Consider the following 23,265-nt stretch of genomic DNA (forward strand, 5'->3'; position numbering starts at 1 on the left):
TGCTTTAAGATAATCTTTTTCTATATATCCTTTTTTAAATTGTTTTCTTATTTGTCTTTGTATGTTTAATATAAATAATGGTGATTTTTGTAGATGGTCTGCTAAATAATTTTCATTCCAAAATATAGTGCAGGGATGATTTACCATAAATTCATATATTTCTTTTCTTTCTATTTGAGAGCGAAGTATTTGTCCGGTTAATTCTAAGGAGTTTCTATATACTCTTGATGGTATCCATTTTTCTTCATTTTTTATATCTTTTTTTAGGATAGTTAAAGCTTTTCCTGATTGTTTTAATTTATTTAATGTTTCATTGTTCCATAGATTATTTATCCAGTTATTTATCTTTCTTTTGTTTATTGATATTAGATAATCTAAATGTGGATATATGCTTTGTGGTAGGGTTAGACTGTATGATAGTATTATGCTACTCATTTATATACTCTCAATATTTGTGATGCTTGACTAATTCTTAATAACTTTCTCATGCTAGTAATTATAGATAAATATAATTAAAAAATCAAGGTGCTGTTGTTAGCCCTTTGATATAATAAATTTGTTATCAGATGGGATTATTAAATCTTTATGGAATTTTGCTCCTTCTGTTTCTTGAACACAATGGGGTGGCCATATTCCACCATATCCTTTAAATGAGATATGATTTTCCGGATGCCAATCCCTTGTAAAAAATACCGGTTGTCCTTTTTCAGCAAATCTATTTATATATTCATTTAATACAGGAACTATTTTATCTGCATCTTTTACAGGTAATATGCCATCCGGCATAAAATCATTTTGCATATCTACAACTATAAGAGCATCATATTCGGTAATTTTAACCATCATTCTTCCTCTTCTTCCTGCTTTTCTTTACAATTTATGCATAAACTTGCTACCGGTCTAGCTTTTAATCTTTTATAAGGAATTTCTGCACCACAACTTTCACATATACCGTAAGTTCCGTTTTCTATTTTTGTAAGGGTATATTCTATTTTTTTAAGCAATTTTCTATCTCTGTCAAGATTTCTTAATGTAAGTAATCTATCTGCTTCTAAATCTGCCCTATCTATCTCATCTCCGCCTTGATAAGACATAGTTTCACCTACAGATTGTCTTGTTCCTTCCAAAAGTTTATTTTTCCATTCAATTAATATATTTCTTAGTTCTTCTATCTGCTCCGGTGTTAGATGTTTCATAGTAAATCTCCTAATTCTTCAAAATTTGTAATTACTTTATGCTTAGATTCATTATTGCCATATCTTGCTACTTTTATGGTTTGGAATCCTGCCTCTTTTGCTGCATTAAGTTCTTCTTCTATATCTGATAAAAATAATATATTTTCCGGTTTTTCATTTATCTGTTTTGCTATTTCTTTATAAGATTTACTTTCTTTTTTGCTACCTATATTTGTATCAAAATATCCTGAAAATAAATAATTTACATCTCCATATTGGGTATGGGAGAAAAATAATTTTTGAGCTTTCACAGAGCCGGAAGAATATACATATATATCAATACCTTTTTCTTTCCATTCCTTTAATTTTTTATAAGCATCTTCGTATAAATCGGATTTGAGCTCACCGGATTTATATCCTTCTTCCCATATAAGCCCTTGTATAGTTTTTAATGGAGTAATTTTTTTATCTTCTTTTATCCATTCTTTTAATTGATTAATTGCTTCATCTACGGATAGATTTTTTCCTACTTCTTTATTTATATGGTTTAAAACTTCCTGAACTTCCGGATTATTTATATTTTTTTTGATAAATTCTTCTAGGTGAGCTTCAGAATAAGGAAATAAAACATCTTTTACAAAAGATATAGAAGAGATAGTGCCTTCAATATCTACAACAACTTTCTTTACCATCTAAATCCTCATCCTTTTTTCTTAATTATATCATAAATCTATATTTAAAATAATCTACCTATCTTCCTAAATCCAAATATATAAAGTATTAAACTTAAGATAGATAAAGCTACAAAATAAGGAATTAGTTCTATAAAAGGAGTTCCCCTAAAAAATATACTTAAACTTCCTTCAATATAATATCTTAAAGGTGATAAATAAGATAAATATTGAATAACAGGATGCATAGAATAAATAGGAGTCCATGCACCACTTAAAAATATCATTGGCATAATAATGAGAATTGAAGATTGAGCCACTTTTAACATATCATTAGAAATAGATGCTATAAATAAACCAATACCTGTTACAGAAAATAAATATACTAAAGTTAAAATTATAAAAACAAAAAAACTTCCATTAATAGGCACTTTAAAAACACCAAATAAAACAATGCCAATACTTATTGTCGCATATATTAATATTATTACAATTTGAGAAAAGCTTTTTGCAAGAATTATAATTTTTGAATTAGCAGGCATAAGAAGCATTAAATCCCAAGTCCCTTTTTCTTTTTCTCTTACGAAAACAATTGCTGATAAAATAACACCCATGAGAGTTAGAGTAGATAAAAATTCTGAAAAAGATAAAAATTTTTGAGTATCGGCATTTTGATTAAAAAGCTTATGGGTTTTTATTTCAACCGGCAATTTTAAATCAGATATATTTAAAATTATATTTTGAATATAAAATAAGGTTATAAAAGATTGGGCTGCAGCTGTTGAATCAAGTAAAACATTTATTTGTGTTTTGCCATTTTTAATTAAATTTTTTTCAAAATCCGGTTCAAAAATTATTCCTACAATTATTTCTTTATTAAAGATAGCTTTATTCAGTTCTTTTTCTGAATTAAATTTTTTTGGAGATTGGAACTCCGGCTGATGAAAATGAGATAAAATCTTTTTTGATAGAACACTATCTGAATAATCAACATATCCGATAGAAACATTTCTTGGTTTTACTTCAAAACCTTTACCGGCTATATAAACATCTACCACAAAAGAATACAAAACAACTAAAACAAGTCCCCAACTTCTCAAAAAAGTGATTATTTCTTTTATAAAAACAGTAAAAAAAGTTCTCATCAAAGCTCCTTTTTCATAAACCTAACTCCAATTGTTAAAAGTAATAAAGAATACAAAATTAAGATAAAAAAGTAAAGAATATTTTTTTCAGAAGAAAAACCCTGACCTATCAGGAAAGTATCATAAATAATATGGTTATAATACATTACAGGGAAAAGATGTGCTTCAATATAAGCTTCATTTCTTAATGATGATATAGGCATAATAATACCGGAATATAAAAATCCGGGAAGAACGGTTATAACTACTGTCATTATAATTGCAACTATCTGTGTTTTTGTAATGATTGATACTAAAAGACCTATAGAAAGGCTAATAAAAACATAAATTTCAGATGTTATCCAATAAATAAAAAAATTTCCTCTAAATGGAACTTCAAAAACATATACAGCCCAAAGAAATAAAATAAAAATATTTATTGAATGAAGTAAGAAAACAGGAGTTAATTTAGCTATTAAAAACTCTATTTTATTTACAGGAGAAGAGTAAAAATTAAAAATTGTTCCGGTTTCTTTTTCTTTCACGATAAGTAAAGCTGATAAAATAGCCGGTGCAACAAATAGAATTATTCCCAAAAGACCGGGGACTATAGCATTTTCATCTCTCATTGATTGATTGAATAAAATCCTTTGATTTACTGATATTAAATATTTTTTTGGGTAATCTTTTAAATATTCGGTTGATACATCTAATAAAATCCCCTGTATGTAGCTTTCAATAGTCGTGCCTCTCATAGGAAAGGAAGCATCAATATAAATACCGATTTCTGTTTTTTGACCTTTTAAAACCCTTTTTTCAAAATCTTCAGGGATTATAATTAAGGCATCTAATTTGGCTTGTTTCATCAAATTTAAGGCTTTATTTTCTTCTATATCATAAAATTTTACATCAAAATATTTAGAATGCTCAAATTTTGATATTAAATCGTTAGATAATTTTGATTTATCATAATCAATTATAGCTGTTCTTGTGTGTGTTACTTCCATCCTAATACCGTATCCAAATAATAGTATTATCATTGTAGGAAGAAGATAAATAGCAATAATTAATCTTGACCTGACAATTTCCGTTATTTCTTTTATTAAATAAGCTTTTATAACATTTAAATTCATTTTCAATAAATCCTTCTTAACTTATTCATAAAATTTAACAAATATTTCTTCAAAATTTTTTGCATCCGGAAATCTGTTATATAACTCTTTTATTGTAGAATCTGCAACTTTTTCCCCATCTTTAAATAAAACTACCCTATCACAATATTCTGCTTCACTCATATAATGAGTAGTTATCAATATGGAAATTCCCCATTTTACTTTAAGTAAATGTAATAATTTCCAAAGCTGTGCTCTTGCAATGGCATCTACACCACTTGTAGGTTCATCTAAAAATAAAATTAATGGTTCATGTATTAATGCTGCAGCTACAGAAATTCTTTGATTAATTCCTAAGGGTAATTCTGATGGAAGATAATTTAGATATTCTTCAAATCTAAGCCCCTTTGCAAGATTATTTATTCTACTTAATGCTTTTGAGATAGGGATTTGATGTATATTAGAAAAATATATCAGGTTTTCCTGAACCGTCAAATCATTATAGAGGGCAAACCTTTGGCTTACATATCCGATTTTTGATTTTAATTCTAATCTATCTTTATAACTTTTTATTTTCTTTCCAAGTAATATCAGCTCTCCTTCATCTATAGGAAGCAATCCAAGTAACATTTTAATAAAAGTTGTTTTTCCTGCACCATTTGGACCCAGTAATCCTACAATTTCTCCTTTTTTTATAATCATATCAATATTCTTGTTTGCAACAAAACTTCCAAACCTTTTTGTTAGACCTTTTGCTTCCATCACAACTTCCGGTATATCTGCTTTGGTTTCTCTATCTTCTATTTTTATATCCGGAATATCTTTGTACTTTTTTAAAGCTGTTATAAAAAATATATCTTCAAGTTCCGGTTTAGCATGAGGAGCATTTAAAGGTTTTATTGAGTATGTTTTTTTATTAAAAGTAAAACAATCATCGGAACAACTCGTTTCTATATATACATTTTCAGCAATAGAGTTTTTTAATTCTTCGCCTTTTCCTTTTGCTATAACCATTCCTTCATCAAATAAAAGAATTTTATCCATTTTTTCTGCATCTTGCATATAACCTGTGCTGACAATTGCAATTATTCCTTCTTTTTTTCTATTATCATCTATAATTTCCCATAGCTTTCTTCTACTTAATGGGTCAACTCCGGTAGTAGGCTCATCAGCTATCAAAAGTTTTGGTTTATGAATTAGGGTACATATTAAAGAAAGTTTTTGTTGCATACCACCACTTAAATTTTTTGCTAACCTATCTTGAAATTCTGATAAACCTGCCATTTCTAATAAACTTTCTCTATATTGCCAATAATTTTTATCTTTTTTTATATTTCTTATTGCTGTAAAAAAATCTAAATGTTCTTTTACAGTTAAAAGAGGATAAAGGACAAGACCAATTCCCTGTGGCATAAATCCGATAAATTGTTTTATATTTTCTGCCTCAGAAGGAGAATGATAACTATATCCTTTATATATCACTTCTCCTTTAAATTTTATTGTGCCGGCTATTGCATGTAATAAAGAACTTTTTCCGGAACCATCTGCACCTATAAAACCAATAATTTCTCCATCTTCTGCATCAAAGGATGCATCTTTTATTCCTATCTTTTTTCTATATTCAACGGTAATGTTATTAACAATTAATGCTTTCATCATATTTCAGGTATATCTTTTAAGCTTTTTGGAAGTCCTTTCCCATCTATAGATATAACTCCTATTGCCGGTATTCCAAGTTTTAAAAGCGGATTTGGTGAAACAGGTTTTAAATGAACAGCAAAAACTCTCTGTATTCTATCTTCTTTTACTGCTACTTCTTTTGGTGTAAATTCTGCTTTTTGGGAAATTTTCACTACAACAGCAGGAATTGGCATATCAGGATTTGAGTCTAAAAATATAACTCCTTTATCTCCTAATTTTATCTTTCCATTTTCTATAGTATCTACAAACATTTTTAGATATAAATCATCTTGATTTACTGCTGTAATAACAGCCATTCCTGCTCCCAAAACTTCTCCTTCATTTGCTATTTTATCAATAACATATCCATTTAATGGAGATATTATTTTCATCTCTTCCAAAATAGCTTCAATCTGTTCTTTTTGAGCTTCTAAGGTGTTTATTTCATCTTTTAATGCTAATATAGATTTTTCAAGCTCATCTATCTTTTTAAGATTTTGTATAGATTGTTTTAAATTGCTTTCTGATATATTTATTTCTGCTATTAATTGTTGTTTTTTATCTAATAATGCATTTAATTGATTTATATCTTTTTTTAATTGTAATTCAATTTTTTCAAATTTTTCCTTTGGAATTAGACCTTTTTCTAATAGATTTTTATATCTTTCATAATCCTTTTTATCTTGCTCAACTACTTTTTCCAAGGTATCTATATTTTTTTCTAATTCTTTTATTGCTGATTTTCTTAGTTCTAAGGAAGCTTTTGCTTTTTCTGTATCTTCAGGTAATATTCCCTTGGCAATGTTAAGTTCAATATTTTGGCTTTCTAACATCTTTTTTTTAGCTTCTATTTGAAATTGTATTGCTTTATATTGAGCTTCATATTCTTTGCTTTCAATGATAGCTATTATTTGTCCTTTTTCTATTTTGTCTCCTTCATTTACAAATATTTTTTTTATTCTACCGACATATTTTGTATTAATATTTGTTAAATCTCCGTCAATTTTTCCGGTACCTATAATAATATTTGGTGGCAGCTCTTTAACATAAAGTTTTTTATAAATAAGATAAGAAGAAATAAGAAAAAGAGATAACACTAATATTGCTGTTAGATATTTTTTAAAGATTTGTACCATCTAAATCCTCACTTTATATAATAAAAAATATTATAACAGAAATAATTGTATTCGTTCAGTACATGGTATACACCTACACCTAAAAAAATTATATCACATTCCATAAGCTAAATCTGCTGGTCTTTTATAACCAAGTGCATGATGCGGTCTTATAAAGTTGTATATCCTTATATATCTCATTAATTTCTTATTCAGTTCTTCTATATAAAAATCTAATCCCTCTATAAACCATAACTCCTCTTCTATTGTCCTTATTACCCTCTCCACATTTGCATTAGTTTTCGGACTCCTTGGATAACTATAATAATGCTCTACTCCTATCTCATTCAGATATTTGTTAAACTCTCCTAAAAATTCACTTCCATTATCTGTTTGAACTTTCTTTATTTCAAATCCAAAATATTTTTCCATCTCCATAAAAAACTCTTTTGCTTTATTTGAACTTTTAGTTTTGTATAGCTTTGCATAGGATAATCTGCTATACTTATCTATAGCTGTGAATTGGTAATATGTTTTGCCTTTCCAGGGTAGGTGTTTTACATCTATCTGCACTACTTCCCCTGGAAAGGATGCTTTTAATCCTTTCTTTGTCCTTTTCTTCACTGTTTTTTTCCTTCCCCTTTCTTCTTCTTTCTTTGCTTTATATCTTTCTATTAAATTTGCTTCTTTTAATACTCTATATATAGTAGATGGTGATATTTTTATTCCTTTTTCTTGATGAAGATATGATGCTATCTTTTCTTTACTCCATGTTGGATATTTTTGCCTTATAGCTATTATCTCATGTTTATATTTATTTCTTATTTCCGGTTTTCTTTTGTTATTTGGAGTTTTTGGTCTATTATATAATCCATCAATACCGAACCTTTTAAATCTTTCAAACCATTTATAGAATGTTCTTCTTGATATACCGAAATGTCTACATGTTTTAGAAATATTCTTATGTTTAAGATAGTAACTAATGAAATTAAATCTGACTTTTGCTTCTTTTGGTAGTTTAGAAGTATCAATGATGTTTTTAATAGTTTTAGGAAATAGTTTTGTTAGATAAGTAGCTGTTCCAACTTTTCCTTTCATCTTACCTGCCTCCTTTTTTCTAAAAATTATAAATAAAAAGGGCAGGTGTATACTATCATTCTGAACTTATACAATAATTTTGGTAAAATCTTTATTATGAAAACTTTGTTAAATTTAATTTTTGCAAGAAAATGTGTTAAATGTGGTATGCCATTTATTTTTGATAACCAAAATCTGATATGTGAAGACTGTATTTCCAAGATAGAAAAATTAGAGATAAATTTTTGCAAAAGTTGTGGAATATCCTTAAATGATAGATATCTTTTCTGTGATAGTTGTAAGAAAGAGAGATTATATGAATATATATATCACTACACAACTTACTATCATATAAAAGAAATTATTACAGAATACAAAATTTCAAAAATAAAATCTTTATCAAAAACAATTGCCGGTATCATAAAAGAAGATATTCTCAACATTGTGAAGCAAAATAATATAGAAACTATTTTATATATTCCTTTATCTGAGAAGGTTATGAGAAAAAGAGGTTTTAATCATCTTTATGAGATTTTGATAAATATATTTCCTAAGTATATGATAAAAGATTTTCTTATAAAAACAAAAGAAACAAAATTTCAGATGGAGCTAAATCAAGAAGAAAGAAATAAAAATTTGATAAATGCTTTTTCATTGAGAAAAGATACTAAATTTTATGGAGAAAATATTCTTGTTTTTGATGATGTTTTGACAACCGGTGCTACATTAAGGGAAATTGGATATTTACTAAAAGGGCAAAATATTGGTAAAATGTATGGATATGTAATTTCAAAAGGATAAAATTTTAATGGAATTTTTAGCAAAAGGAAAAAAAGAGCATAATAACGATAATTTAAAAAAGTTAAGCATTGTTATAGCTTTAAATATTGCCATTGTTTTGGGACAGATAATATTTGGAATTATAGCAAATTCTTTATCTTTAATAACAGATGCTCTGCATAATCTACAAGATGTTATATCTCTGGTTATATCTTTGATAGCTATTATCTTTATGAGAAAATCTCCTTCTTTGCATATGACTTTTGGATATCTGCGTTCTCCTGTTTTTGCAGCTTTTATAAATACATCTTTTTTAATAGGTGCAATATTTGTAATATTTATATCTTCTATAAATAGATTATTAAATCCGGAGCCGGTAGAAAGTATATATGTTATTGTAGTTGGATTTTTTGCATTTGTGATTAATAGTATTTCTGCTTTTGTATTAAAAGAGCATAATCACCATCACCATGAAGATAATCATCACCATCATCATGATGAAGATATTAATATAAAATCTGCTTACTTACATCTTATAACTGATGCCGGACTTTCTTTGGCAGTAGTTATAGGTGGTATTTTTATTTATCTGTTTAATCTGTATTGGATAGACCCAATTATCTCAATTTTATTTAGTGTATATATCTTTAAAGAGAGTATCCCAATTATAAAAAAGAGCTTTTATATATTGATGGAAGGAGCACCTAAGCATATTGATATAGATAAAATAGTTAGGGATATTAAAAATTTACCGGCTGTAAAAGATATACATGATGTCCATCTTTGGGCTTTATCAGATAAAGATATTTATTTCTCAGCCCATATTATTTTAGAAGATATATCCATATCCGGCTTTGATGAAATTTTATCCAATATTGAAAAAATATTATCAAAAGAAGGTATAAACCATATCACAATTCAGCCGGAAAGTGAAAAATATAAATGCGAGATTTATTATTAACTTCTATTTTCTTTATTTTTTATCAGCCAAAATACTACACCAAGGGATAAAATAACTGCTGAATAATAAAGTAGTTCTACACTTTTTTCTGCAGATAAAGAAGCAATCAGTATTTTCCTTATCATAGCTGCAAGGGCAATTCCAATAAATACATATAAAGCAAATCCTCCACCTTTAAAATGTTTAATTTCTTCTGACATTAGCTCTCCTACAGCCCACATTATTAAAAGTGCACCGAGTAATGATAATATACCATATTCAAAATCAACCACTCCAAATGTAAGTTTGTATAAATCATAGAAAAATAAAGCAAAAACTAATAATGCAACAATAATTAAAGCTACAAGAACTGCTATATCTAATATATCTGCAAATTTACGGGATATATAAAATAAAGATTTTTCAAATTTAGACATAACAGCAAGTTTTGATAATTCTTCTTCTCTGTAAGCCATAGTTATAATATCAAGGTTCATATCAAGTAATTTGCCTATGGATGCTACTATCTGATTTCTTTCTTCACCACTTCCTATATGGTAATTTATCTTTTCTATAATAAATCTTCTTACAAAATTAAAACTTGCATTAACATAATGGGTAGGAAGCCCTATATTTACATGAACTTCTCCAATTTTATTTAATCTTAAAAAATATTCAAGGTTATAATTTCCTTCAAAAAGTTTTAAATACCATTCTTTAACTTTTATTTTATGCCTGTTTATTATCTCTTCATTTTTCAAAAATTTAGAAGCTTCCGGAAACCTAAATATAAATCTATAAAATCTTTCTATAAATTCATCTGCATATCCCTGCATAATATCTTTTATACTTAATATTCTCTCTACATCTGTTTTATCAAATTCATAATCTTTTTTTATCTGTTCTATATTTTCTATCATTGATATTTCCTCATTTTTTCTCTTTCTTTTTGGGCTTTCATTTCATAATATTTTATTTTTAACTCCTGCTCTTGGGCTTTTAATTTTTCTTTTTCTGATTTTATTTTCTCTCTTAGCTTTTCTTTTTCTTCTTTTTCTTTGATTTTACATTCCTTTTTTTCTTCTTTTGTTTTTGCATTTTTTAAGCATTCTTCTGCTTTTTGTAATATTTTAATCTGTTCTTGACGATAATAAATATCAAGCTCATTTTTCTTTTGTTTTATTTCTTCTCTTTTTTGGGATAGCTCATTAGCCATTGAGATTGAAAATTCTGCAAAAATCAATAACAAAATAGCTATGCCTTTTAACATATTCTGCCACCTCTATTTTTTTAAGTTGAAATTTTATCTTTATTTATTATAAATTATAAATTCCTAAAAATTTTAAACAAGAGGATAAAGAATGTCAAAAGATTTTGTCCATTTACATTTACATACACATTATTCATTACTTGATGGGGCAATTAAGATAAAGGATTTGGCAAAAAAAGCAGTAGAGTATGGTTATAAAGCTGTTGCTGTAACAGACCACGGAAATATCTTTGGTGCAGTAGAGTTTTATCAAGAGATGAAATCAGTTGGTGTAAAACCCATTATCGGTATAGAAGCCTATTTTGCCGGAAATAGATTTGAGAAAAAAGGTAAAGGTTCAGATGATGAGTTAAATGATAAAAATTATCATATCATCTTACATGCAAAAGATAAAAAAGGTTTTCAAAATCTTATGAAATTATCTTCTTTAGCTTTTACAGAAGGGTTTTATTATAAACCAAGAATAGATTGGGAACTTTTGGAAAAATATCATGAAGGTTTGATATGCCAAACTGCCTGTTTAAAAGGTTTTGTTCCTCATCTTCTTGCTAATGGAAAAGATGAAGAAGCATTAAAACAGGCAAAAAGATTAAAAGAGATTTTCGGAGATGATTTATATTTTGAGATACAATCAAATGGACTTCCGGAGCAAGATAGGGCTAATAAAGGTATTCTTGAAATAGCAAAGAAACTGGGTATAAAAGTTGTAGCTACAAATGATGCCCATTATCTAAATTATGAAGATTATCAAGCCCATGATATTCTAATGGCTCTTCAAACAAAAACAACAAAAAAAGATGGAAAAGGTTTTCAATTTAGGGTTAGAGGTCTTCATTTTGCTTCGCCGGAAGAAATGTATGAAAAATTTAAAGGATATGAAGAATATCTCAGAAATACTATGGAGATAGCAGAAAAATGTAATCTTGAGATAGATACTGCCCAAACAAGAGGTTATCTATTTCCTAAATTTAAAATAGAAGAAGATTTATCACCGGATGAATATTTTGAAAAACTTGCAAGGGAAGGGTTAGAAAAGAGATTAGAAAAAGCAAAGATACCGGAAGAAAAAGCAAAAGAATATAAAGAAAGATTGGAATATGAAATTAAAGTTATAAAAGATATGGGATTTTCTGAATATTTTTTAATCGTTCAGGATTTTATTAATTATGCTAAAAAAAATGGTATTCCGGTAGGTCCAGCTAGAGGTTCAGCAGCAGGTTCTCTTGTTGCTTATACTCTTGGTATTACAGATGTTGACCCGTTGAAACATGGATTAATTTTTGAGAGATTTTTAAATCCGGAAAGAATATCTATGCCTGATATTGATGTTGATTTTTGTATGGAAAAAAGAGATAAGGTTATTGATTATGTAAAACAAAAATACGGAGAAGAAAGCGTTGCCCAGATTATAACATTTAACTTTATGAAATCTAAAATGGTTATTAGAGATGTTGCAAGAGTTCTTGGATTTAGTTATCAGGAAGCAGATAAAATAGCAAAAATGATACTTCCGGGACCGGTTCAGGGAAGCACATTAACAATAGAAGAAAATCTTGAAGCAAATCCGGCTTTTAGAGAAATTTATGAAAAAGATGAGAGAGTTAGGGAACTTCTTGATTTAGCTAAAAAATTAGAAGGTTCTGCAAGACATACAGGTATCCATGCAGCAGGTATTGTGATTGCTCCAGGAAAGTTAGAAGATTATGTTCCGGTATATATAGATAAAGACGGAAACAGAGCAACCCAGTTTGATATGAAAACCCTTGAGCAACTTGGTCTTGTAAAAATGGATTTCCTTGGGCTAAAAACCCTTACAGAACTTGATTTTATGAAAAGGGTAATAAAAGAAAGACATGGAGTAGATATAGATTATTTATCTCTTGATACATCTGATGAAAAAGTTTATGAATTAATATCTTCCGGAAGAACAACCGGCGTATTTCAGCTTGAAAGCAAAGGAATGCAGGATTTGTTAGTTAGATTAAAACCAACAAAATTTGATGAAATAATTGCTATATTGGCACTATTTAGACCGGGACCTTTGATGAGTGGTATGGTTGATGAATATATAGAAAGAAAACACGGAAGAAAACCGGTAGAATATCCATTTCCGGAAGTAGAAGATATATTAAAAGAAACTTACGGGATAATATCATATCAAGAGCAAATCATGTTTATGGCAAATACACTATCCGGTTTTAGTATGGCAGAAGCAGATACCCTTAGAAAAGCCATAGGTAAGAAGAACGCAGAAACTATGGCAAAAATGAAAGATAGATTTATAACCGGAGCAGTAGAAAGAGGCTATGATAAAGCAAAAATAGAATCTCTATGGAATGATATAGAAAAATTTGCATCTTATTCATTTAATAAATCCCACTCTACAGCTTATGCCTATTTAACATATTGGACAGCCTATATAAAAAAATACTATCCGGAAGAGTTCTTTATGGTAAAGTTATCAACAGAAAATAATGATACAAAATTCTTAAATCTATTACTTGATATGGAAAATTTTGATATACAATTACTTCCACCGGATATTAACAAAAGTAAAGCAGATTTTTATATAGAAGATAACAAAAAAATAAGATACGGTCTAAAAAGAATAAAAAACGTAGGAGAAGAAACAGCAAAAGAGATAGAAAAAGAAAGGGAGAAAAATGGAAATTATAAAGATTTATTTGATATTGCATCAAGATTAGATTCTAAGGTAGTTAATAAAAGGGTTCTTGAAGCTCTAATTAAAGCCGGAGCTTTTGATTTTGAAAAAATACCAAGATGGATATTATTTGCAAATGTGGACAAAGTTTTAGAAGCCGGACAAAAAGAAAGAGAAAGCAAATTAGCCGGTCAAGTTTCACTATTCAGCGTGGCACCATCTACCGAAAAAATAAAACATAGTTATGATACAAACAATATAAAAGAATGGACAGAAAAAGAAAAATTATCATACGAAAAAGAAGTTCTTGGATTTTATTTATCAGGACATCCTATAAACGCATATAAAAAAGAGTTAAGAAACAAAGAAAGAATACCGAGAATATCCGATATACAGGATATAGTATTAAGTAACAAAGAAAAAGATGAAGAAGAGATAGAAAATAAAAATTTCACCCAAAGAGAAAAATATAAATTAGCCGGTATAATCACAGATTTAAAATTCAAAAAAACAAAAAATGGAAACCTTATGGCAGTATTTACATTACAAGATGAATCCGGAAATATAGATTGTAGAGCATTTCCTGATAAAATGGAAAACAAAGATTTATTAAAGGAAGATAATATAGTAATAGTAGAAGGATTTATAGATATAGATGAAGAACAGGAGGCAATCTCAATGACAGTAAACAATATAGAACCAATAGAAAAAATCCATGAAAATATTAGAGCATTAAGGATTAAATTAACAAAAGAAAAAGCTTTAAATTCAGTATCAGAAAAAATAAAAGAGCTATTTTTGAAACATAAAGGAGATAAGGAAGTAATCATAGAGATTTATGATAAAAATAAACCAATTTGCGAAATTATGCTTCATAGCGATTTTCATATAAATCCTACAGAAGAATTTAAAAATGAATTACTTAAAATATTAAGCGAAAATGAATACAGGTTTGAGTGATGGAAAAATATATTGTTATTGCAATAGGTGGTAGTATTGGAGCTGTAAGTAGATATATAGTCTCAACTTTATCAGCTAAATATTTCGGGACAGATTTTCCGTATGGAACCCTTATTGTAAATATAATAGGCTCTTTTATACTTTCATTTTTTATGGTGCTTTCCATAGAAAAACTTGCATTAAATCCTTTATGGAGATTATTTTTTGCTACCGGATTCTTAGGAGCTTTTACTACCTTATCATCTATCACTTATGAAACCCTTGCAATTGCCCAAGATGGAGATTATATTAAAGCTTTAATAAATATATTTGCTAATTTTTTCATATCTTTATTATTTGCATATATTGGATTTATATTAGCTAAAACATTATTATAGGTGGTGATAAATTATGAAAATAGAAGGAGAAGCTATATTAATTAGAATTCATATTGGAGAAGATGATAAAGTAGATGGAAAATTACTTTATAAAAAGATAATAGAGATACTACGGGAAAATGATATTGCCGGAGCAACTGTTTTAAGAGGAATAATGGGATATGGGGCTTCATCAATAATACATGCAGCTTCTATTTTAGATATATCTTCAGATTTACCAATAATAGTAGAAATTATAGATAAAGAAGAAAGAATCAATAAAGTTTTACCGAAAATAGAACCACTTATAAAAAATGGATTAATAACCCAAGAAAAAGTAAAAGTTATAAAATATATAGCAGAGGAGAAGAAATAAAAAATTGATAATTAATGAAATATTTTTAGGAATAAATGTAGGTGATGATAGAAGTTTTATAGTATCAATTTTAGATAAAAATAAAAAAGTCGTTGCAATTCATAAATTTTGGAAAGAAGGAGTTTTATGGTTTATAGACCATTATAAACCAAGATTAATCTCTTTTGACAGCCCAATTAAAAAAAATATAAAAATAGATGAATTTACACCGGAAATATTAAAAGAAAAATATAGTGTAGATTTAGCAAGAAAAATAAAAGAGTTTTTAAAATTTGAATTTGCAGATATTGAAAATATCAAAGATAAAACAAAAAAATTATTAATAAGAACAGATGTAGATAAATTTTTATCAAAAATAATTAGAAAAGATTTACTTGCAGAAGATACAATGGAAGGTATAGAACAAAGATTATACAATTTATCTAAAACCGGTATTTATTTAGATAAAAATATGATTTCTAAAGAAAGAAAAATGGCAAAAAGACAGATAAGAAGCATTATTTCAGCATTTTGTTCTTACTCTGTAAATAATGGCAGTTATGAAATAGAAAATGATGAAGAATTTATTGTAATACCAAAATATATATACATAATGAGAAAAGATAGAATGGAAGCAGAAAAATGAAAAAAGAGTTTAAAGTATTACTTATAGATGATGAAGAGAGAATTTTAAAAGTAATAGGAAAATCCTTGGAAGATGAAGGATTTAAAGTAATTAACGCCAATTCTAAAATGAAAAGAACCGTTGATAAACAATAGGTGAAATTTTTATAAATTTGCAAAATTTAATTTATATCTCTTTTGTTAAGATATTGATAAAATTTTAAAATTTTAATCTTTCTCTTTTTGAATTTCCGAATTCGCGTTATTAATAAATGTTCCTAATAATGCATTAATTTTAGTTTAATTTCCGAACTGGCGTTAAAATCAAGGAGAGGATTTACCTCTCTTTTTTTATTCTTTACAGCAAACAACATTTTTTGGATTATTATTTAAAAATCCGATTAAGTTATTCAAAGTAATATCAAGAATTCTATATAAAGCATCTTTTGTATTGTATGCATTATGAGGAGAAACTATAACATTTTCAGCATGTAGAACATAAAAAGCTTCCATTGCTTTTTTTAATTTTATTGCCGGAATATCATCTCTTTTTAAATACTCTTCTTCTATCCATACATCTTCGGCTTCAAATGTATCAAGACCTACACCACCGGCAAGTCTTCCTTCTTTAAGTGCCTGCACAATAGCTTCCATCTCTACAACAGGCCCCCTTGATGTATTTATAAGCATCGCATCAAGTTTCATAAGCTTTATATTAAATCTATTTATTAAATGATGTGTAGCTTTCGTATAAGGAACATGAAGAGTTACTATATCAGATTGTCTAAGCAAATCTTCCAATCCTACATATTCAACACCGTATTTTTGTATTAGCTCTTCTTCTTTTTGTCTATCGTAAGCTAATATTTTCATGCCAAAGCCATGGGCTATTTTTACAACATGGCTTCCTATTCTACCGGTTCCTATTACTCCAATTGTTTTACCTGCTAAATCTATTCCAGTTAAACCGTCCCTTGAAAATATTCCCCTTGATGTTCTTTCTATCATAGGTTTAAATTTTCTTGCCAAAGCAAGTATTAAAGCGAATGTATATTCTGCAACCGTGTTATTACCATATCCGGGAACATTAGAAACAACTATATTATTTTTACGACAATAATCAACATCTATATGGTCAAAACCGGTAGAACGGGTAATTATATATTTTAGATTTGGCAAATTTTGTAATACATCTTTATCCAATTTAGAATAAATAAATACAATAGCAATATCTATATCTTTATAAAAAGATACAGAACCACTGTCAAGTGGCTCTTTTGAAAAGATGATTTCTGCTTCTATCCCTAAATCTTTTATTTTCTTTTCAAGATACAATCTTTCCCAATCTTCAACCTCAAAAAAACCTATTTTAATCATAGCATACCCCCTAAAGTTTGATATAATAATTTTATAACAAATTTGGAGGTTTATATAGATGATTTTAAAAGGCAAAGTTTGGAAATTTAAAGATGATGTAGATACAGACCAGATAATACCTGCAAGATATCTTGTAACTACAGACCCTAAGGAACTTGCTAAGCATGTTATGGAAGATGCAGACCCAACTTTCCCCCAAAAAGTTAAAGAAGGAGATATCTTAGTTGCCGGAAAAAATTTCGGATGTGGTTCTTCAAGGGAACATGCACCGCTTGCAATAAAAGGAGCCGGAATATCAGCAGTTATAGCAGAAAGTTTCGCAAGAATATTTTTCAGAAATGCTATAAATCTTGGACTTTTAATCATTGAATCTCCAGAAATTGCAAAAGAAGCAGAAGAAGGAGATATACTTGAGATAGATATGGATAACGGTGTTGTAAGAAATTTAACTAAAAATAAAGAGTATAAAATAAGACCTTTACCTGAAAATCTTAAAAAAATACTTGAAACCGGCGGACTTATGGAATATGCAAAAGATAAACTTGCAACTAACTAAAACTTATCATAGATTTTAATTGTTCTTTTTATATAAGGAGAGAAATTTTATGAAAAAAATTTTATTTTTTGCTTTGAATGCAGTGATATTTTCAAATAGTTTTGCTTTTAGTTTTAGCCAAAAAGAAAATCCTTACAAACTGTATGGTTATTGTAAAGTAGCTAAAAGTTATGGTGATTTGGAAAATGCATATAAATATTGTCAAAAAGCCTTAGAAAAATTACCTGATACTCCTTATATATACAAAGAAACAATAGTTTTATCATTACATCTTGGGAAAAAAGAAGAAGCATTATCTCTTTTAGAAAGATATAAAAAACATTTTAAAGATAATGTTGATACTTATCTTTTTGTAGCATCTGTTTATAATAGAATTAAAGATACAGATAAAGCAATAGCCACTCTTCAAGAAGGAGAAAAATTATTTCCAAACAATCCCAAGATTTTATCTATGCTCGTTGATTTATACATAGTCAAAAACGACCTTCAAAAAGCAAAAGAAACCTTAGAAAGATTAATAAAAAGTTCAGAACATGATAAAGCATCTGCATATTTTTTGCTATCAAGAATTTATCTTTTTGAGCAAAATAAAGAAAAAGCAATCCAAAATCTACAAGAAGTATTAAAATTACAGCCGGAAAATAAACAAGCAGCTATTTTACTTGGAGAAATTTACAGACAAAATAAACAGTATGATGAAGCTATAAAGCTATATAACCAAATTCTTGAAAAAAATCCAAGAGATTTAGAGATATTAAACAGATTGTTTCAAGTTTATGTAGATAAAGCAGATTATCAAAATGCAGAAAAAGTTATAAATAAAATAATAGATATAAATCCAAGAGATAAAGATGCAGTTTTGAAAAAATTCTTACTTTATATAAAAGAAGGTAAATCTAAGGAAGTTATTCAAGATTTTGAAAATTTATCAAAAGAAAATCCAGACAATCTATTTATAAAATTTATTCTTGGAATGGCTTATGAAAATATAGAAGATTATAATAAGGCAATACAGATATATAATGAAATCCTACAAAAACAGCCGGATAATAAAGAAATCTTAGAAAGATTGGCGACAGCATATACATTATCAAACAATTATGATAAAGCAATAGAAACATATAACAAGATGTATTTACTTGACCCTTCTGATTATAGAGTTCTTATGGCTATGGCAGAAGTTGAAGATAAAAGAAAAAACACAAAAAGAGCTTTGGAAATTATAGATGAAGCCCTGAAAATAGCCAAAGATGATGCAACCCTTTATTTTATGAAAGCTATATATTTAGATAAATTAAATAGATGGGAAGAAGCAGAAAAAAATTTACAAAGAGCATTGGAATTAAGACAGGAATTTCCGGATGCTTTAAATTATCTGGGATATTCTTATATAGTAAGGGAAATAAATATAGATAAAGGAATAGAGCTTGTTAGAAAAGCATTATTATTATCTCCTAACAATCCGGCATATCTTGATAGTCTCGGCTGGGGATATTATAAAAAAGGAAATTTAGAAGAAGCAGAAAAATATATCAAAATGGCTCTTGATTCTATGCCGGAAGACCCTACTCTAAATGAACATTACGGCGAAATTTTAATTAAAAAAGGAAAAATAGAAGAAGGTTTAAAATATTTACAAAAAGCTCTATCTATTATAGAAAAAGAAGGAGAAGCTGAGCCAAACCAAAAAGAAAGAATAATTAAATTAATCAATAAAGTAAAAGGTGAAAAGTAAGATGTTTAAAAAGAAATATTTATTGTTTACAGCAACTTTATCCGTAGGTTTATTTTCCTGTGCTCCTTTACAACAAACAAGTTATGTATGTTCACAAAATTTCCAGCAGATAAAAAGTATTGATAATAAACTTCCCGATAAATTTACATTTCAAGGAGCTTTTTACTTTAGAGGATTACCGGCTATTATCAGAGGAGATATAGACAAAAAAGAAAGTATAAATGTATATACACCATTTGGTAAAAATATAGTATCCCTTGAAAAAGAAAATAATAATATTTGTGTAAAATTAGAAGGAAAAAATGAATGTAATAAAGAAGAAGTTTTAAATGTTTTATCTTTATATTTTCCGGATTTAAACACGATTCTCAATTTTTCATTTAGAAATCTTGTTATAGGAAAATTTGATTTAAAAGATGATGATAAATTTAGCTGTGAAAGCAATAAATTAATAGTAGACAGGAAGGATTATAAACTTGTTTATCAAAATGATAAACTTGAAAAAATTCTATATGGCGATTTTGCTATAGAGTATCTAAGAGATAATGGTAATTCAAAAGAAATAGAAATTAAAACAAAAGATACTACATTAGCCAAAATAAATATATCCCAGATAAAAAATAAGCAATAGAGGTGGTAAAATGGCAGATATTGAAAAGCTTAAAGAGATAGCCAAAGAACTTAGAAGAGATATTATAACAATGGTTTATAATGCCCAGTCAGGACATCCGGGAGGCTCTTTATCTGCAATAGATATTATGACTGTGCTTTATTTTGGTGGAGTTTTGAGATATAACCCAAAAGACCCTTGGTGGGAAGATAGAGATAGATTTGTTTTATCAAAAGGGCATGCTTCACCGGCTTTATACTCTGTTTTGGCAAAAGCCGGATATTTCCCAAGAGAAGAGCTTTTAACTTATAGAAAAACTGAAGGATATGCAGAAGATGGTTTAAGTAGATTACAGGGACATCCTGCATGGCAAGGAAATAAACATGGATTACCCGGTGTAGAGGCATCTACCGGTTCTCTTGGACAGGGTTTATCTTTCGGCATAGGAATGGCTTTATCCGGAAGATTATCAAATAAAGATTACAGAGTTTATGTTATGCTTGGAGATGGAGAAATACAGGAGGGAATGGTATGGGAAGCTTTTATGTTTGCCGGACATCATAAATTAGACAATCTTTGTGCAATCATAGATAATAATAATCTTCAGATAGATGGAGATGTTAGACAGATTATAAATATTCATCCAATAAAAGAAAAACTCCAAGCTTTTCACTGGCATACCGTAGAAATAGATGGACATGATTATAATCAAATAATTTCTGCTTTTGAAGAAGCAAAAAATACAAAAGGAAAACCAACCTGTATAATAGCTCATACAATAAAAGGAAAAGGTGTTTCATTTATGGAAAATAACTTTAAATGGCATGGTGTAGCACCAAATAAAGAACAATACGAAAAAGCTATGGCTGAATTAAGTTAAAACGTAGGAGGTGTAAAAAAATTGATGGCTATAAAATCAATAAATGAATTACCTAAAAAAGCAATAAGGGATACTTATGGAGAGATGCTTGTTAAACTTGGAGAAATAGATAAAAATATGGTTATATTGGATGCTGATTTATCAGAATCTACAAGAACACATAAATTTCATGAAAAATTTCCGGATAGATTCTTTAATGCCGGCATAGCAGAACAAAATATGATAGGTATAGCTGCCGGTTTAGCATATTCAGGCAGAACTGTTTATGCTTCTTCTTTTGCTATATTTTTATCAGGAAGAGCTTGGGAAATTATAAGACAACAGATAGCATATAATAAACTAAATGTAAAGCTTGTAGCATCACATGGAGGTGTTTCAGTAGGACAGGATGGAGCATCTCATCAAATGAATGAAGATATCTCTTTAATGAGAACTCTTCCAAATATGAATGTAATCGTGCCGGCTGATAGCATAGAAATGGAAAAAGTTATGGAAAAAATCCATTTTATAAAAGAGCCATTTTATGTCAGAATGGGTAGAGAAAAATTCCCTGTAATTATGCCGGAAGATTATCAGTTTGAGCTTGGAAAAGGATATATCTTAAAAGAAGGAAAAGATGTTTCAGTTATAGCTTGCGGTGTAATGGTTTCAATAGCCTTACAAGCAGCTTTTGAACTGGAAGAAGAAGGAATAGATGTTGAAGTAATAAACATGTCTTCAATTAAGCCAATAGATAAAGAACTTATAATACAAACTGCAAAGAAAACCGGATTAATCATAACATCAGAAGAGCATTCTATAATAGGAGGACTTGGCAGTGCCGTAGCAGAAGTTTTATCTGAAAATTATCCGGTAAAATTAATAAGACATGGTGTAGAGGATAGATTTGCTTTTTCCGGTCCAGCATGGGAAGTAATGGAAAAACTTGGATTGTCAGTAGAAGGATTAAAGAAAAAAATTAAACAAGGTCTTATTTATAAATGATTATAAAAATCTGCGGAATAACTGAAGAAAATCAAGCAAAAGAGATATCGCAACTTGGAGCAGATTATATAGGTGTGGTTTTATATCAAAAAAGCCCAAGATTTATTCCTTTGGAAAAAGTAAAAAAAATTAAAAACTCAATTTCAGATAAAACCAAACTTGTGGCTGTTGTGGTAAATTCATCTGAAGAAGAGATAAAAGAGATATTAAAAATAGCTGATATTGTCCAACTACATGGAGATGAAGATATAAATTTTGTAAAAAAATTTCCGAAAAATAAAGTTATAAAAGCATTAAGAATAAAAGATGAAGAAGATATTAAAAAAGTAGAAGAGTTTATAAAAGAAGGCTATATAGTTTTAGTAGATGCATATAAAGAAGGTGAATATGGTGGAACCGGTAAAAGGATTAATTTGGAACTACTGGAAAAATTAAAACCTTTTGAAAAAAATATAATAATATCCGGTGGTTTTTCTGAGGAAAATATAGGAGAAATATTATCTATAATGAAACCATTTGGAATAGATGCATCTTCTAAGCTTGAAATAAAACCCGGATTAAAAGATATACAAAAAATAAAAAATTTTATAAAAATAGCAAGAGAGTTGCAAAATTGAGTGCTTTAATAAAAAATATAAAACCGGCTTTTGAGAAAAGAACGGCAGTATTAGTAGATTTTTTATATAAAATAAATATAACACCAAATATATTAACAATCTTTGGATTAATTTTTGTAATTATCGGCTCTATATTTATTGTTTTAAAACAGTTTATAATAGCCGGTATATTTTTGAGTATCGGAAATATTTTAGATGCATTTGATGGTTATCTTGCAAGAAAATATAATCAGGCAACAAAATTCGGAGCATTTTTGGATTCTGTTATAGATAGATTTTCGGATGCTTTCCCACTAATGGCTATTAGTTATTTACTGAGGAATAATGATTTTATCTTTTTTATATCTTTACTCTCTATAATTTTTTCTTTTATGGTAAGCTATACAAGAGCTAGGTCTGAAGGGCTTGGCATAGATTGTAAAGTTGGAATATTTGAAAGACCGGAAAGAAGTATTATATTAATAATTGGTGTTTTTAGCTCATTTATAGATATTGCAGTAATTATAATAGCTATAGGTTCATTTATCACATTTTTACAAAGGGTATTTTATTTTTATAAAAAAAGTGTATAATAATTTTTTAATATTATTTTTGGGGGGACAAAA

24 protein-coding genes and 2 pseudogenes are annotated in these 23,265 nt (G+C 28.1%); 14 read left to right on the forward strand and 12 right to left on the reverse strand.

Annotated elements, in window-relative coordinates:
• From QOR43_RS03650 to QOR43_RS03690, 9 genes and pseudogenes are all read right to left on the reverse strand, one after another.
• Positions 1-435: pseudogene (locus QOR43_RS03650) on the reverse strand (RNA-guided endonuclease TnpB family protein); the annotation flags it as partial.
• Positions 436-537: 102 nt separating this feature from the next.
• Positions 538-846: pseudogene (locus tag QOR43_RS03655) on the reverse strand (isochorismatase family protein); the annotation flags it as partial.
• A complete protein-coding gene (dksA, locus tag QOR43_RS03660; RefSeq protein ID WP_265133516.1) occupies positions 843-1,196 on the reverse strand; it encodes an RNA polymerase-binding protein DksA in 354 nt (117 codons plus the stop codon). The gene dksA and the pseudogene QOR43_RS03655, both read right to left, overlap by 4 nt.
• A complete protein-coding gene (gene mtnC, locus QOR43_RS03665; protein WP_265133517.1) occupies positions 1,193-1,867 on the reverse strand; it encodes an acireductone synthase in 675 nt (224 codons plus the stop codon). The genes dksA and mtnC overlap by 4 nt, the downstream gene beginning before the upstream one ends.
• Before the next feature lie 44 nt (positions 1,868-1,911).
• Positions 1,912-2,991 carry an ABC transporter permease gene (locus tag QOR43_RS03670; protein WP_283571424.1) on the reverse strand — a complete coding sequence of 360 codons (1,080 nt, stop codon included), beginning with the start codon at positions 2,989-2,991 and terminating at the stop codon, positions 1,912-1,914.
• Positions 2,991-4,103 (reverse strand): ABC transporter permease, encoded by a 1,113-nt coding sequence (locus QOR43_RS03675; RefSeq protein ID WP_265134701.1) that lies wholly within the window; start codon positions 4,101-4,103, stop codon positions 2,991-2,993. Before QOR43_RS03675 ends, QOR43_RS03670 begins: the two co-directional genes overlap by 1 nt.
• A gap of 21 nt (positions 4,104-4,124) precedes the next feature.
• Positions 4,125-5,738, reverse strand: a complete 1,614-nt coding sequence (locus QOR43_RS03680; protein WP_283571425.1) for an ATP-binding cassette domain-containing protein — start codon at positions 5,736-5,738, stop codon at positions 4,125-4,127.
• On the reverse strand, positions 5,738-6,898 hold the full coding sequence (locus tag QOR43_RS03685; RefSeq protein ID WP_265134653.1) for an HlyD family secretion protein: 1,161 nt from the start codon (positions 6,896-6,898) through the stop codon (positions 5,738-5,740). Before QOR43_RS03685 ends, QOR43_RS03680 begins: the two co-directional genes overlap by 1 nt.
• Positions 6,899-6,991: 93 nt before the next feature.
• A complete protein-coding gene (locus QOR43_RS03690; RefSeq protein ID WP_265134654.1) occupies positions 6,992-7,975 on the reverse strand; it encodes an IS481 family transposase in 984 nt (327 codons plus the stop codon).
• 96 nt (positions 7,976-8,071) lie between these two features.
• Here QOR43_RS03690 and QOR43_RS03695 point away from each other — a divergent pair, with 96 nt between their 5' ends.
• Both QOR43_RS03695 and QOR43_RS03700 read left to right on the forward strand, forming a co-directional pair.
• Complete coding sequence (locus tag QOR43_RS03695) at positions 8,072-8,755, forward strand: ComF family protein (RefSeq protein WP_265134655.1); 684 nt, start codon at positions 8,072-8,074, stop codon at positions 8,753-8,755.
• Between the two features lie 7 nt (positions 8,756-8,762).
• Complete coding sequence (locus QOR43_RS03700; RefSeq protein ID WP_265134656.1) at positions 8,763-9,695, forward strand: cation diffusion facilitator family transporter; 933 nt, start codon at positions 8,763-8,765, stop codon at positions 9,693-9,695.
• Here QOR43_RS03700 and QOR43_RS03705 read toward each other — a convergent pair.
• Together QOR43_RS03705 and QOR43_RS03710 are read right to left on the reverse strand one after the other, a co-directional pair.
• On the reverse strand, positions 9,692-10,594 hold the full coding sequence (locus tag QOR43_RS03705) for a protoglobin domain-containing protein (protein WP_265134657.1): 903 nt from the start codon (positions 10,592-10,594) through the stop codon (positions 9,692-9,694). The genes QOR43_RS03700 and QOR43_RS03705 overlap by 4 nt on opposite strands.
• The gene (locus QOR43_RS03710; RefSeq protein WP_265134658.1) at positions 10,591-10,944 is read right to left on the reverse strand and encodes a hypothetical protein; all 354 of its coding nucleotides are present in this window, start codon (positions 10,942-10,944) and stop codon (positions 10,591-10,593) included. The genes QOR43_RS03705 and QOR43_RS03710 overlap by 4 nt, the downstream gene beginning before the upstream one ends.
• Positions 10,945-11,035: 91 nt before the next feature.
• On the opposite strand from QOR43_RS03710, the gene dnaE reads away from it, so the two are divergent.
• The 5 genes from dnaE to QOR43_RS03735 are packed head-to-tail and all read left to right on the forward strand — an operon-like array spanning position 11,036 to position 16,057.
• On the forward strand, positions 11,036-14,566 hold the full coding sequence (dnaE, locus tag QOR43_RS03715; protein WP_265134659.1) for a DNA polymerase III subunit alpha: 3,531 nt from the start codon (positions 11,036-11,038) through the stop codon (positions 14,564-14,566).
• Positions 14,566-14,943, forward strand: a complete 378-nt coding sequence (gene crcB, locus QOR43_RS03720; protein WP_265134660.1) for a fluoride efflux transporter CrcB — start codon at positions 14,566-14,568, stop codon at positions 14,941-14,943. The genes dnaE and crcB overlap by 1 nt, the downstream gene beginning before the upstream one ends.
• A gap of 13 nt (positions 14,944-14,956) precedes the next feature.
• Positions 14,957-15,298 (forward strand): DUF190 domain-containing protein, encoded by a 342-nt coding sequence (locus QOR43_RS03725; RefSeq protein WP_265134661.1) that lies wholly within the window; start codon positions 14,957-14,959, stop codon positions 15,296-15,298.
• 4 nt (positions 15,299-15,302) lie between these two features.
• Positions 15,303-15,923, forward strand: a complete 621-nt coding sequence (locus tag QOR43_RS03730) for a hypothetical protein (RefSeq protein ID WP_265134662.1) — start codon at positions 15,303-15,305, stop codon at positions 15,921-15,923.
• Positions 15,920-16,057 (forward strand): hypothetical protein, encoded by a 138-nt coding sequence (locus tag QOR43_RS03735; RefSeq protein WP_265134663.1) that lies wholly within the window; start codon positions 15,920-15,922, stop codon positions 16,055-16,057. The genes QOR43_RS03730 and QOR43_RS03735 overlap by 4 nt, the downstream gene beginning before the upstream one ends.
• A 195-nt stretch (positions 16,058-16,252) precedes the next feature.
• On the opposite strand, the gene QOR43_RS03740 is transcribed toward QOR43_RS03735, so the two are convergent.
• Complete coding sequence (locus QOR43_RS03740; protein ID WP_265134664.1) at positions 16,253-17,278, reverse strand: hydroxyacid dehydrogenase; 1,026 nt, start codon at positions 17,276-17,278, stop codon at positions 16,253-16,255.
• Between the two features lie 58 nt (positions 17,279-17,336).
• Here QOR43_RS03740 and leuD point away from each other — a divergent pair, with 58 nt between their 5' ends.
• The 7 genes from leuD to QOR43_RS03775 are packed head-to-tail and all read left to right on the forward strand — an operon-like array spanning position 17,337 to position 23,232.
• A complete protein-coding gene (gene leuD / locus QOR43_RS03745) occupies positions 17,337-17,834 on the forward strand; it encodes a 3-isopropylmalate dehydratase small subunit (RefSeq protein ID WP_265134665.1) in 498 nt (165 codons plus the stop codon).
• A gap of 49 nt (positions 17,835-17,883) precedes the next feature.
• Positions 17,884-19,569 carry a tetratricopeptide repeat protein gene (locus QOR43_RS03750; RefSeq protein ID WP_265134666.1) on the forward strand — a complete coding sequence of 562 codons (1,686 nt, stop codon included), beginning with the start codon at positions 17,884-17,886 and terminating at the stop codon, positions 19,567-19,569.
• Between the two features lies 1 nt (position 19,570).
• Positions 19,571-20,200, forward strand: a complete 630-nt coding sequence (locus QOR43_RS03755; RefSeq protein ID WP_265134667.1) for a hypothetical protein — start codon at positions 19,571-19,573, stop codon at positions 20,198-20,200.
• Between the two features lie 10 nt (positions 20,201-20,210).
• A complete protein-coding gene (locus QOR43_RS03760; RefSeq protein ID WP_265134668.1) occupies positions 20,211-21,059 on the forward strand; it encodes a transketolase in 849 nt (282 codons plus the stop codon).
• 24 nt (positions 21,060-21,083) lie between these two features.
• Positions 21,084-22,043 (forward strand): transketolase family protein, encoded by a 960-nt coding sequence (locus QOR43_RS03765; RefSeq protein ID WP_265134669.1) that lies wholly within the window; start codon positions 21,084-21,086, stop codon positions 22,041-22,043.
• Positions 22,040-22,660, forward strand: a complete 621-nt coding sequence (locus QOR43_RS03770; protein WP_265134670.1) for a phosphoribosylanthranilate isomerase — start codon at positions 22,040-22,042, stop codon at positions 22,658-22,660. Before QOR43_RS03765 ends, QOR43_RS03770 begins: the two co-directional genes overlap by 4 nt.
• Positions 22,657-23,232, forward strand: a complete 576-nt coding sequence (locus tag QOR43_RS03775) for a CDP-alcohol phosphatidyltransferase family protein (RefSeq protein ID WP_265134671.1) — start codon at positions 22,657-22,659, stop codon at positions 23,230-23,232. Before QOR43_RS03770 ends, QOR43_RS03775 begins: the two co-directional genes overlap by 4 nt.
• Positions 23,233-23,265: the final 33 nt, after the last annotated feature.

This window comes from Venenivibrio stagnispumantis (assembly GCF_900182795.1).
GTDB classification, from domain to species: Bacteria; Aquificota; Aquificia; order Aquificales; family Hydrogenothermaceae; genus Venenivibrio; species Venenivibrio stagnispumantis.